This is a genomic window from Streptomyces sp. NPDC004561, assembly GCF_053602155.1.
This window is the reverse complement of the sequence record NZ_JBSGDB010000269.1, coordinates 1-12155: the sequence shown is the minus strand read 5'-3', so window position 1 is coordinate 12155 and position 12155 is coordinate 1. Positions and strand designations below refer to the sequence as shown.

The window sequence follows — 12155 nt, the reverse complement described above, 5'->3', positions numbered from 1 at the left end:
GCCGACGCGGGCCGCCCGGAGTCGTGGACTCACCGACTGGTCAGAGGCAGACCAGAACGCTCGCCGCCGAGACGCAGGAGAGCAGGCTCGCCGTGCTGGCGCCGCCGTGGTTCTCGTCGGACTCGAGAGCCTGCAGGTCGAGAAGTGCCATGATGGTTGTCCTTTCCCATTTTTTGGGGACGGGGTTGTGTCACGACTCCGTCAGGTTGCGGAGCCGCGTGTGGGGGCCGCCGACGGCGGCGGGAGGAAGGGCAGGTGCGCGGTGCCCTCGTCGGTGCGTTTGTCGTCCAGGGCCGACGCGAGGGCGAGCAGGCACCCCGCGGTTCCGGTGGCGAGGTCCATGGACAGACGCATCATCTGGTGTCCGGGGAAGGCCAGTTGGCCCTGGTAGTTCATCGCGAACCAGCCGAGTCCGTCGATCTGCGCCGCCAGCCGCTCCCGGGTCGCGCCCGGCGTGCCGCTGCGGGCCAGGTGGAGGATCATCCCGGCGCGGCCCTGGAAGAGGCCCGGCTGGGCGTAGAAGCGTGAGGTGGCGGCGGTGAGGATGCCGGCCCGGGCGCGCTCGAACTCGCCGTCCGGGTCCGGCCCTTGCGCGGCCAGGTAGTCGTCCAGGACCATGCCGATCCCGGCGCTGCCGTCGCCGAGGTACGGCAGCGTCCGCCAGCCCTCGTCGACCTCCAGCCCACCGGTCACCTCCTGCCGGACGCAGACGGCCAGGTCCCGGCGCAGCGCCTCGGCGGCGGCCGTGCGGAAACGTGCCTCGCCGGTCTCCTCGTACCGCCTGAGGAGGAACAGCGCGGGCCCGGTCGCGCCACGCAGCAGCCCGGCCCGGCGGCGGGGCGTGTCCGGCAGCGGTTCCGCGAGGCGCCGTACGAGGATGTCGGCGGCCTCGGCGGCGCGGTCCCGCAGCTCCGGCTCGCCGGTGGTCTCCGCGAGGCGGCCGAGGACCAGGCCCAGCCCGGCGAGACCGCCGTGCAGGTCGGCGGCGAGGCTGCGCCAGTTCTCGCGCAGGATGCCGTCCACCAGGTCCAGCGCCCGCTGCCGGTGGCCGAGCCGGTCCAGGACCAGTGCCACGCCCGCGAGGCCGTCGTACAGACCGAGCGGGGTGCCGGGGGGCGGGGGAGCGGTGTGGCCCAGCAGCCAGCGCTCGCCCTCCTCGTACCGGCCGGCCCCGGCGGCCTCCAGGGCGTAGAGCACCCCGGCCGCGCCGTGCGCGAGCCCGAGGCCCCCGCCGTCGGAGAACTGGGCGATGTCACCGGGGAAGAGCCGGTCGTCGCGCTCGGGGGTGGCGGAGGCCAGCAGGGCCTTGACCATCGAGTCCCGGCTGTAGGGCCAGTCGCCCGGCACCACCGGCGGCGCGGACCTGCTCTGCCGTCCCGTGCCCGTGCGGTCCCGGGTGATCTCCGCGACCGCCTCGTCCAGGAAGGCGCGCGGCACGTCCGGGAACTGCTGCGCGATCACCTCCGCCAGGTGCGCGGCCTTGCCGCGGTCCACGACGAACAGCGTGGTCACCGGCAGGAACAGGGCGATCCGCAGACAGGCCAGCGCATACCGGTCGACGTCCGGGCCGCGGCGGTCCGGCGGGGCGAAGAAGCCGGGGTGGGCGACCGCCTGCCGGGCGTTCTCCTCGGCCGGTGCGGCGGCCTCGAAGTCGATGAGGAACACCGACTCGTCGTCCGGGGCCACCATGATGTTGAAGACGTGCAGGTCGTTGAAGACCAGTCCGCGTGCGTGCACCGCGGCCACCGCCCGCTCCACCGCCGCGTGGATGCGCAGCGCCCACGCCGTGTACTCGGCCACCTTCGCCGGGTCGGGGTCGGCGGTCAGCAGCGGATGCCGTTCGGCGAAGAACGAGTTGAGCGGACGGCCCTCCAGGAAGTCCATGACCAGGAACCGGTGGTCGCCCAGCGTGAACCAGTCGCGCACCTCGGGCACCACCCCGGTGCCGGCGACCCGTTCGAGCGCCTCCTTCTCCCGCTCCAGCCGGGCCACCGCGTCCGCGCCGTCGGCGGCCAGCCCCGCGTGCGGCCGGCCCTCCTTCAGCACCACCCGGCGCCCGTCCCGGCTGTCCGTGCCGGCGTACACCCCGCCGCCGTTGGAGAAGTGCAGTGCCTTCTCTATTCGGTACGGCAGCTCGCCCACCGTCGTGGTGTTGCGCGCGTCGAGGTGCGGCCGCAGGAACTCCGGCAGCGTCACCCACTCCGGCACCTGGAAGGAGGGCGCCCGCCGGTCCGGCACCAGGTCGGCCACCGCCGGGACCAGCGAGCCGCGCTCGTCGACCACGTACCGGCGCGCGAAGGCGCCGTAGCGGACGTAGAGCGGCCCGTCGTGCCAGCGCAGGTCGGTGAGGATGTACGGCCCGTCCAGGCCCGCCAGCAGCTCGCCCAGCTCCGTCAGGATCCGGTGCAGCTGCTCCTCGTCGGCCGGGTAGACCGTGACGAACTTGCCGCTGGTGTCCCGGCCCGCGTACTTGGTGTTGCGCAGGTGCAGCAGGTGGGGGCCGGGCACGAACTTGAACGGGATCCTGCGCGGCACGCAGTAGTCCCACACGGTCCCGGCGATCCGTTCCGCGTTCGCCGCGGTCGCCGACGAGTGGATCTTCCAGCCCTGGGCCGGCGACGCCTGCGGCGCGCCGTCCGCTTCGAGCGGCGTCAGCATCAGCCAGTCGCCGGTGCGTGCGGCGTGCCAGCCGTCCGGGACGGCGCGGCGCGCCGTCTCGAACAGCGGGGCGGGCTCACCGCCGTCCGTGGCGAGCCGATCGGGCGTGTCGTAGAAGTGCCCGTCGGCCAGCGCGTACACCTCGTACCGCTTGTCCATGCCCCTCCCGCCCTCGTCTTGGGTGACGGGTAGACACTCGCAGGAGTCGGCAGGTCGCGGACAGTCACGGGTGTCACGAGCCGGCTGTGCGGAACGCATAGGTCAAGTTGTGTTCGGCGGCTTTCGAGTGCGTGGGCCTCCAGAAGTACACCGAGCGTTCACAGGGGCTGCGCCGGAGGCTCACACGCGCTGTAATGGCGAACGTGGTGAGTGAGGGCGCCGCTGCGGTCGGCAGAACGAGGACGGAGCGTGCCGAAGCCGCCCTGGAGGCGCTCACCGCGCTGCCCGACACACCCGACCGGCTTCGTCGGGTCCTCGAGCAGGCGCTTGTGTGCGCCGGGGCGGCCTTCGCCGGTGTGTACACGCCAGGCGACGATCCCGCGCTGCTCTGTCTCGCCGAGTCGGCGGGCCTGCCACGCACCATGTACGGCCTCCGGGACAGCTACCCGGCCGACGTCCGGTCCCCGGTCGCCGAGACCCACCGCACCGGGCAGCCGCAGTGGCTCGGCCCCGAGGAACTGGCCGGCTGCCCCGACGCCCGGCGCACCCCCTCCCCGGACTTCTCCATGGCCGTGCTGCCGCTGGGGCCGACGGGCAGCGGCTGCATGCTGGCCGTCAGCGAGCACCCCGGCGGCTTCGACAGCGACGACCGGGCCTGCCTGGAGCTGATCGCCCGCGCGATCGTCGTACCCACCCCGGCCGGTGTCGCGGGCGACACCGGGGAACTGTCCCCGGACGCCTTCAACCTGGCCATGGACACCGGCCGGGTCGACGTCGGCGACGCGATCCTGCCGCTGTTCGGGATCGGCGAGGAGGCCTTCGACGGCCGGGTGGAGACGCTGCTCGGGCTGACCGTGCCCGAGGACCTGCCCGCGCTGATGTCCGTGGTCGAGGCCGACCACATGTCCATCGGCGAACGCGAACTGGAGTTCCGCGTCCTGCAGCCCTCCGGGCCGCCCAAGTGGCTCAGGCTGCGCGGCCGGATGCTGCCCGGCGGGGAGGGGCGTACGGCCCGGCTCGTCGGCACCGTCGCCGACGCCTCCTCCCTGCGCTCCGACGTCACCGACGTGGCCCGTGTGCAGCGCCTGGCCGCAGCCCTCGCCACCGCCGGCACCGTCAAGGACGTCGGCCAGGCCGTCGTCGCCGCCCTGCGCAAGCCGCTCCAGGCCGACCGGATCGCGCTCGCCGAACTGGAGAACGACCGGCTCGTGGTCACCGTTCTCGACCCGCCGGAACCCGAGGCCTGGCCCGAGGTCTGGCGCACCGAGTGGCGCACCGAGTGGCCCGACGCACCGGTGCGGGCCATGCCCACCCTCGCCGCCGCCCTGCGCGAGGGCCGTTCCCGGATCTGGCCGGCCGGCACCCCGCTGGAGCCCGCGCTCGCCGAAGTCGGCCCCGGCGGCCTCGCCGTGCTGCCACTTCCCGCCGGCGGCCGGATGGCCGGTGCCTGCCTGATCGGCTGGGACAGCCCGCACGACTTCGCCCCGGACGAGCGCGCCCTGCTCACCGCCTGCGCGGCGCTGACCGGCCAGGCGCTGCTGCGCGCGCACGCCTTCGACGCCGAGCACGAGCTCGTCGGCATGCTCCAGCGCACCCTGCTGCCGCGCCGCCTGCCCCGGCTGCCCGGCGCGGTCGCCGTCGCCCGCTATCTGCCCACGACCGAAGGGCTGGAGGTCGGCGGCGACTGGTACGACGTGATCCCGCTGGCCGACAACCACGTGGCCCTCGTCATCGGGGACGTCCAGGGCCACAACGCGGGAGCCGCCACCCTGATGGGCCAGATGCGCACCGCGCTGCGCGCCTACGCGGCCGAGGGCCATGCCCCCGACGTGGTCGTGGCGCACGCCAACCGGCTGCTGCTGGACATGGAGACCGACCTCTTCGCCACCTGCGCCTACGTCGACGTCGACATGGAGCAGGGCACCGCCTGGTGCGTGCGCGCCGGCCATCTGCAGCCCGTGCTGCGCCACCCGGACGGCACGGCGGAGATCGTGCAGACCGAGGGCGGTCCGCCGCTCGGCGTGCTCGCCCAGGCCGAGTTCCCGATGACCCCGCTGCGGCTCCAGCCCGGCTCGGTGCTCGCGCTGACCACCGACGGCCTGGTGGAGTCCGCCGACGCCGACCTCGACGTCGGCATGGACCGGCTCGCCGCGGAACTGGCCGCCGCCGACCCCGCCCACCTCGGCCTGGTCGCCGACGCCCTGCTCACCGGCGCGCATCGCGGCGACGACGTGGCGCTTCTGCTGATGCGCTACGACGGCATGGCCGTACGGCCGTTGCGCGAGAGCTGGACGGTGTGGCGGGTGCCGGAGGCGGTCCGGCACGCCCGCCGCTTCACCCGGCGCACGCTGCGTACCTGGGGGGTGTCGCAGGACACCCTCGACGCGGCCCTGCTCGTGGTCTCCGAGCTGGTCACCAACGCCCTGGTGCACACCAGCGGGCAGGTCCGCCTCGACCTCAGCCTGGTCAACCACCGGCTGCGGCTGGCCGTCGCCGACGCCTCGCCCCGCAGCCCCATCCAGCCCACCAGCATCGGCTGGGAGGCCACCGGCGGCCGGGGCATCCTCCTCGTCGAGGCCGTGTCGGCGGCCTGGGGAACCGTCCCGGTCAGCGGCGGCAAACAGGTCTGGGCCGACCTGGTCCCGAACGACTGACACGCCGGCGTATGACGGGGGCTCCGGAGGGCGCCTGGGGGCGAACCCGTTGGTGGGGGTGGGGCTTTGTCGGTGGTGGAGGGCGTGGGCGGGCGGACCCCGGGCGCGAGGTGGGCCTCGTCGGGTGGCTCCCGTCCATGGTGACGGGCCCGGCAGGAGTCGGCCCCGGACGCGCCGGACCCCGCGAGTAGCCCTCCCGGGTGTGGCGGGCGGTCCGGCGTGGCGGTGGCCTGGGCGGGCCGGTCCCCCGGCTGCCGGAACGGACTCGTGACCGCGTCCCCGGGTGCGGTGACGGACCTGTGAGCGTGTCCCCGGGCGCGGCGGCGGATCCCGCGGGTCGTCCTCGTTCGTCGGGGTGGCGCCGAGGCGGGTAACGGTGGGCCGTTCGGAGCAGGCTGGACAGGCGGCTTGGGCGGGCCGCCCCTAGGGTCGGTGTGTGGCTCACACCTTCGAAGAACTGGTGCAGAAGCAGCGGGCGGCCGACGCGGCCCACACCACGGTCGAGGACCTGCGGGAGACCTACGGGCCGCCGGCCGAACGGCGGATGACCGGGGCCCAGTCGGGCACCTACGAGACGGCGCTGCGCGCCTGGCGGGACCTCGCCCGGGACGTGCAGACCGCGGTGAGCGAGTACGCCAGGGAGACCGGCCGGTCCCGCGCGGAGATCGAGGCGGAAGTGGAACGGGCGGCGGCGGCACCGGAGGACCAGTGAACCGAGGCGCCCGCCGCGGCGAGCGCCTCGCCGACGCCCTCGACGGCAGGATGCCGCTCACCGAGGGCGGCTCGCTGCTGCGCAAGGCGTTCCCCGAGCACTGGTCCTTCCTGCTCGGCGAGATCGCCCTGTACAGCCTGGTGGTGCTGATCCTGACCGGTGTGTGGCTGACCTTCTTCTTCCATCCGGAGATGCGCGAGGTCGTCTACACGGGCTCCTACGTGCCGCTGCGCGGGCTGCTCATGTCGACCGCCTACGAGTCCACCCTGAACATCAGCTTCGACGTGCGCGGCGGACTGCTGATGCGGCAGACCCATCACTGGGCCGCGCTGGTCTTCGTGTCCGCGATCGGCGCGCACATGCTCCGGATCTTCTTCACCGGCGCCTTCCGCCGCCCCCGGGAGCTCAACTGGGTGATCGGGACGACCCTGTTCGCGCTGTCCCTCGGCGAGGGCTTCGCCGGCTACTCGCTCCCCGACGACCTGCTCTCCGGCACCGGACTGCGCATCGCCGAGGGCATCATGCAGTCCATCCCGGTGGTCGGCACGTACGTGGCGTTCTTCTTTTTCGGCGGCCAGTACCCCGGCCACGAGGTCATCACCCGCCTGTACCCGCTGCACATCCTGCTGCTGCCCGGCGCGATCCTCGCCCTGGTGGCGGTGCACCTGATCCTGGTGTTCTACCTCAAGCACACCCAGTGGCGCGGCCCCGGCCGCACCAACCGCAACGTGCGCGGAAAGCCGCTGGTCCCGCAGTTCACCGCCGCCTCGCTGGGCCTGAACATGACCGTCTTCGGCCTCATGGTGATCCTCGCCGGCGTCGCCCAGATCAACCCCATCTGGAACTACGGCCCCTACGTGCCCGACCAGGTCTCGACGGCCTCCCAGCCCGACTGGTACGTGGGCTTCCTGGAGGGCTCGCTGCGGCTCGTGCCGCCGTGGGAGACCAACTTCGCCGGGCACACGCTCATGTGGAACGTGCTGCTGCCGGCCGTCGTGCTGCCCACCCTGGTGTTCGTCGTGCTCTACGCCTACCCGTTCGTGGAGCAGCGCCTGACGGGGGAGTGGCATCGCGAGCAGCACCTGTGCGACCGGCCGCGCGAGCGGCCCGTCCGCACCGGACTCGGCGTGGCCGGCACGGTGCTCTTCGGCGTCCTGATGCTGGCCGGCGGCAACGACGTCATCGCCGCCACCTTCCACGTCTCCGTCAACGCCATCACGTGGGTGCTGCGCGTCTGCTTCGTCGTGGCGCCCGTCCTCGCCTTCCTGGTGACCAGGTGGGTGTGCCGGGCGCTGACCGAGGCCGAGCGGCAGCGGCTCGAGGAGGGCGTGCCCACGGGCGATGTCCGGCAGAGCGTCACCGGCGGCTACGACACCGGCCACGAGCCCGTCGAGTCCTTCCGGCCCGGCGCCCCGCGCAGGCCCCTCACCGGTCCGCGTACTGGAACGTCAGGCCGAACACCCCGCGAGCCAGAATCCCCAGACCGATGAGGAACAGCCAGAGCCCGTAGACCACGCCGGACGCCGACACCGCGAAACCCGCCGCGGTGATGATCGGCCACGAGCTCTCGTCCGGGAAGAACGCCACCGGCCCGGCCGCATCCGCCACCTCGGCTTCCGTGCGGTCCTGCGCGCGCGGCCCCCGGCGCCGGTACTGGACCAGGCAGAAGAACGACACCAGCGCCGCCATCGCGGCCGCCACGATCAGCGCCGCCGTGCCCGCCGGCTCCTTCGACCACAGCCCGTACAGCGCGGCGGACCCGCCGAAGAACAGCGCCACCCCGCCGAACAGCATCGACTCGGCCTTCATCGCACGCTCTCCTCTCCGGCGGGCTGCTCGGCCTCCGGATGATGCAGTTCGAAGGCGGGCGCGTCCGAGCGGATCCGGGGCAGCGCCACGAAGTTGTGGCGCGGCGGCGGGCAGGAGGTCGCCCACTCCAGGCCGCGCCCCCAGCCCCACGGATCGTCCAGGGTGACCTGCTTGCCCTTGGCGGCGGTGCGCCAGACGTTGTACAGGAACGGCAGGGTGGAGATGCCGATCACGAACGCGCCGACGGAGGAGATGAGGTTGAGCAGGGTGAAGCCGTCCGACGGCAGATAGTCGGCGTACCGGCGGGGCATCCCCTCCTCGCCGAGCCAGTGCTGCACCAGGAAGGTCATCTGGAACCCCGGGAACAGCAGCCAGAAGTGCCACTTGCCGAGCCGCTCGTCCAGCATCTTCCCGGTGAACTTCGGCCACCAGAAGTAGAACCCGGCGAACATCGCGAACACCACCGTGCCGAACAGCACGTAGTGCAGGTGGGCCACGATGAAGTAGGAGTCGGTCAGATGGAAGTCCAGCGGCGGTGAGGCGATCAGCACCCCGCTGAGCCCGCCCAGCAGGAACGTCACCAGGAAGCCCAGCGACCACAGCATCGGCGTCTCGAACGAGAGCGAACCGTTGAACATCGTCCCGATCCACGCGAAGAACTTGATCCCCGTGGGCACCGCGATCAGGAACGACATCGCGGCGAAGAAGGGCAGCAGCACCGCCCCGGTCGCGAACATGTGGTGCGCCCACACCACCGCGGACAGCATGGTGATCGCGATCGTCGCCCCGATCATCGGCAGGTAGCCGAACATGGGCTTCCGGGAGAAGACCGGAATGATCTCCGAGACGATCCCGAAGAACGGCAGCGCCACGATGTACACCTCGGGGTGGCCGAAGAACCAGAACAGGTGCTGCCACAGCAGCGCCCCGCCGTTCGCCGCGTCGAACACGTGCGCACCGAGCTTGCGGTCCGTCTCCAGCACGAGCAGCGTGGCCGCGAGCACCGGGAACGCGGGCAGGACCAGGATCGAGGTGAACAGCACGTTCCAGGTGAAGATCGGCATCCGGAACATGGTCATGCCGGGGGCGCGCAGGCACACGATCGTGGTGATGAAGTTGACCGCGGTCAGGGTCGTGGACACACCGCTCACCACCAGGCCCATCGCCCACAGGTCGCCGCCCGCGCCGGGCGAGAAGTAGGCGCTGTTCAGCGGCGCGTACGCGAACCAGCCGAACGGGGCCGGACCGTCCGGCACCAGGAACCCGGAGATCACCATCAGCCCGCCGAACAGGTACATCCAGTACGACATGGCGTTCAGTCGCGGCAGCGCCAGGTCCGGCGCGCCGATCTGCAGCGGCATCACCGCGTTCGCGAACCCGGCGAACATCGGCGTCGCGAACAGCAGCATCATGATCGTGCCGTGGATGGTGAAGAACTCGTTGTAGGTCTGGTCGGTCAGGAACTGCAGGCCCGGCTGGGCCAGTTCCGCGCGCATGCCGAGTGCTAGCACGCCGGCCACCAGGAAGAAGCAGAACGCCGTCACCATGTACAGCCGGCCGATCACCTTGTGGTCGGTCGTGGTGGCCCAGCGCAGCAGCGCACGCCCGGGCCGCGGGGCGGGCGCCAGGTAACGTACGACGATCTCGTGGGTTTCCGGCAATTCGGGCAACTCGGTCATCGCGGGCGACGCTACTCCCGGTGACCTGGCGCTCACCCGCGCCACGCCCTGTGCGTCCACCGTCGTGCCCGGCCGCAGTTGCGCCGATCGGCTGACGAGCCAACGGTCAGGCATCCGTCCGGGGTCGCCGGGTACCCGGCGTGCATGAACACAGCCATGTACCTAGCAGCCGCCGGCCGACAGGTGTTCGGTTACGTTCTCATCCTGATCGCGGGCGTGGTCCTCGCCGCCGGGCTCATCTGGGCCTTCCGGCTCGGCTTCAAGGTGCGACAGCAGGAGTCCCCACCGCCCCGCCCCGACGAGCATCCCAAGATGCCGCCGTCCGGCCCGGTGCACGAGACCAGCGAGGTGCGCGAACCCGACGAGGTGCCCCGGGCCGCGGACGGGAGCGAGCGGCTCACCCCCTACCAGCTCGGCAACGTCGGCAGCCGGCGCGCCGAGGACCAGCACCGCCGGCGCTGGTCGCCCGGGTCCAGCGGTTCCTTCGGCGGCGGTGGCGGCGGCCGTACCTGAGCGGCCGGCCCGCAGGTGGCCGGTTTGCGTGCTCACGGGGGCGGGGACTCGGCCGGTCACCCACCGATGCGCACGGCCGGGCCGGCCGAACCGCCGACCGGTGTGCCACAAGCCAGAAGGAAGATGAAGCGTTGTGACCGCGCAAGCAAGTGAGAAGCCCGACCTCCCCTACGCCGAGACCGGCTGGTCGAAGGCCCGCCGCAGGCGGGGCAAGGGTGTGCGCACCTGTCTGCCGGCCGTCCTCGACCGCGCCGCCGGCCGACAGCGGGACACGGTGGCCGAGGACAACATAGTCCGGGGCGAGGACTGAGCGGGGGGCGCGCAACGTCATCCATGGGTAAAGCACTGTCGGCATCAGGGTCATGTCGTCGCAATAATCCGGCCATCCAAAGGATGGTCCGATCCGGACGATCGCCATTAGGGTGTGGCGAATGAAGGCTCTGGTGCTCTCGGGCGGCACCGGCAGCCGGCTGCGCCCGATCACCCACACTTCGGCGAAACAGCTGGTACCGGTGGCCAACAAGCCCTGGTCGAGATCCTCGGCCGGTACCGGCCCGACCTGGTGACGGTCCTGGTCGACACCGCGCCCACCGGCCAGCTCCTGGTGTTCGGCGCCGACCCCGCCGGCACCGTGCTCCAGGAGAAGTACGACGAGATCATCGCGGAGTTCGAGGTCGCCGACCCGCAGAAGGTCCCGGAGTCCGTCCTGGAGCGCACCACGGCGGTCAGGCCCGAGGAGTTCCTCGCGGCCGGCTTCTGGAAGCCGCTGGCCGCCGCCCGCAACCGGGGGACCGGGCGCTCCCGCGGCTGGGAGCCGCTGCGCCGCGCGCTGGCCCCCTACGCCGTCAGCCGCTGAGGTCCCCCGACCGCAGCCGCTCGTAGTGGGCGGAGCAGTCCGCGTACACGGGCAGCAGCCCGGACCGCTCGGCCTCGGCGAGCGTCGGTGCCTCGGCGTCCTTCGCCGACAGCACCGGCTCGATGCCCTCCGGCCAGGTGATGCCCAGCTGCGGATCGAGCGGGTGCACCCCGTGCTCGCGGCCCGGCCCGTACCCGGTCGAGCACAGGTACACCACCGTGGCCTCGTCGGTCAGCGCCATGAACGCGTGCCCGAGGCCCTCCGCCAGGAACACCGCGCGCCGGGCCTCGTCGTCCAGCCGTACGGCCTCCCACTGACCGTAGGTGGGGGAGCCGACCCGGATGTCCACCACCACGTCGAGGACGGCCCCGCGCACACAGGTGACGTACTTGGCCTGGCCGGGCGGCACGTCCGCGAAGTGGATGCCGCGCAGCACACCGCGGCGGGACACCGAGCACTTGGCCTGCGCCAGACCGAGGTCGTAGCCGGTGGCCTCGCGGAACTCCGCGCCCCGGTACCACTCGTGGAAGCTGCCCCGGTCGTCCGGGAACACCTGGGGCTCCAGCACCCAGGCGTCCGCCATCCCCAGTCGCCGCACGCCGTCACGCCTTCCGTCTCGTGGTCGTCCCCGGCACGGCGCCCAGCAGACGCCGCGCCACGCGTATCAGCCGCCCCAGCGGCCCGGGCCGTCCCGGCCGGGCCACCTCGACGCCGCCGCGGCCCGCGATGAGCAGCAGCGGGAGCCCGAGTACCCGGCCGCCGGGCAGACACAGCTGCGTCCGCCAGGTGGCGCCCTGCAGTTCGCGCCTCGGCACCCCGGTGTCCAGCAGCGAGTGCGCGCCGTCGGCGGGGGTCAGCACGGCCGGCCGGTCGACGACGCGGCCCGAAGCGGTGCCGGTCAGACGGAAGGTGGCGTCGGTGCTGTCCGGCACGTACAACGGCAGCGCGAGGGTGAGCGCCTCGGCGTCGGAGACCGCCGCGTCCGCCGGGGTGAGCCGGTGCAGACCGAGGGACTTCACGGCCCGGTCCACGTCCAGGGAGAGGTTGCGGTACTGCTTCGTCCAGTACGGCAGGACCACCCGGCCGGCGACGACCCCGGCCGGCGGCTGCGCGGG

General features: G+C 72.6%; 10 protein-coding genes and 3 pseudogenes. 7 read left to right on the top strand and 6 right to left on the bottom strand.

The window, feature by feature from the left end:
• Nucleotides 1–40: 40 nt before the first annotated feature.
• Together ACWEN3_RS29065 and lanKC are read right to left on the bottom strand one after the other, a co-directional pair.
• Complete coding sequence (locus tag ACWEN3_RS29065) at nt 41–151, bottom strand: SapB/AmfS family lanthipeptide (protein WP_452976632.1); 111 nt, start codon at nt 149–151, stop codon at nt 41–43.
• Between the two features lie 50 nt (nt 152–201).
• Nucleotides 202–2817 carry a class III lanthionine synthetase LanKC gene (gene lanKC, locus ACWEN3_RS29060; protein ID WP_452976630.1) on the bottom strand — a complete coding sequence of 872 codons (2616 nt, stop codon included), beginning with the start codon at nt 2815–2817 and terminating at the stop codon, nt 202–204.
• 194 nt (nt 2818–3011) lie between these two features.
• Between lanKC and ACWEN3_RS29055 the strand changes: the two genes are divergently transcribed.
• The 3 genes from ACWEN3_RS29055 to qcrB all read left to right on the top strand — a co-directional run bounded on the left by ACWEN3_RS29055 (nt 3012) and on the right by qcrB (nt 7673).
• Nucleotides 3012–5471, top strand: a complete 2460-nt coding sequence (locus ACWEN3_RS29055) for a SpoIIE family protein phosphatase (protein ID WP_452976628.1) — start codon at nt 3012–3014, stop codon at nt 5469–5471.
• Between the two features lie 436 nt (nt 5472–5907).
• On the top strand, nt 5908–6183 hold the full coding sequence (locus ACWEN3_RS29050) for a hypothetical protein (protein WP_452976626.1): 276 nt from the start codon (nt 5908–5910) through the stop codon (nt 6181–6183).
• Between the two features lie 50 nt (nt 6184–6233).
• On the top strand, nt 6234–7673 hold the full coding sequence (gene qcrB / locus ACWEN3_RS29045; protein WP_452976634.1) for a cytochrome bc1 complex cytochrome b subunit: 1440 nt from the start codon (nt 6234–6236) through the stop codon (nt 7671–7673).
• Here qcrB and ctaF read toward each other — a convergent pair.
• Together ctaF and ctaD are read right to left on the bottom strand one after the other, a co-directional pair.
• Nucleotides 7609–7992, bottom strand: a complete 384-nt coding sequence (gene ctaF, locus ACWEN3_RS29040; protein WP_452976624.1) for an aa3-type cytochrome oxidase subunit IV — start codon at nt 7990–7992, stop codon at nt 7609–7611. The genes qcrB and ctaF overlap by 65 nt on opposite strands.
• The gene (ctaD, locus tag ACWEN3_RS29035; RefSeq protein WP_452976623.1) at nt 7989–9671 is read right to left on the bottom strand and encodes an aa3-type cytochrome oxidase subunit I; all 1683 of its coding nucleotides are present in this window, start codon (nt 9669–9671) and stop codon (nt 7989–7991) included. Before ctaD ends, ctaF begins: the two co-directional genes overlap by 4 nt.
• 156 nt (nt 9672–9827) lie before the next feature.
• Between ctaD and ACWEN3_RS29030 the strand changes: the two genes are divergently transcribed.
• The 4 genes and pseudogenes from ACWEN3_RS29030 to ACWEN3_RS29015 form a co-directional block, all read left to right on the top strand.
• A complete protein-coding gene (locus ACWEN3_RS29030) occupies nt 9828–10184 on the top strand; it encodes a DUF6479 family protein (protein ID WP_452976621.1) in 357 nt (118 codons plus the stop codon).
• Between the two features lie 133 nt (nt 10185–10317).
• The gene (locus ACWEN3_RS29025; RefSeq protein WP_452976619.1) at nt 10318–10494 is read left to right on the top strand and encodes a hypothetical protein; all 177 of its coding nucleotides are present in this window, start codon (nt 10318–10320) and stop codon (nt 10492–10494) included.
• Between the two features lie 121 nt (nt 10495–10615).
• Nucleotides 10616–10711: pseudogene (locus ACWEN3_RS29020) on the top strand (sugar phosphate nucleotidyltransferase); the annotation flags it as partial.
• Nucleotides 10687–11040 (top strand): annotated as a pseudogene (locus ACWEN3_RS29015) (class I SAM-dependent methyltransferase); the annotation flags it as partial. The pseudogenes ACWEN3_RS29020 and ACWEN3_RS29015, both read left to right, overlap by 25 nt.
• Here ACWEN3_RS29015 and rfbC read toward each other — a convergent pair.
• Nucleotides 11030–11638: a dTDP-4-dehydrorhamnose 3,5-epimerase gene (rfbC, locus tag ACWEN3_RS29010; protein ID WP_452976617.1), complete on the bottom strand. Its 609-nt coding sequence runs from the start codon at nt 11636–11638 to the stop codon at nt 11030–11032. The pseudogene ACWEN3_RS29015 and the gene rfbC overlap by 11 nt on opposite strands.
• Before the next feature lie 4 nt (nt 11639–11642).
• Nucleotides 11643–12155, bottom strand: a pseudogene (locus ACWEN3_RS29005) (glycosyltransferase family 2 protein); the annotation flags it as partial.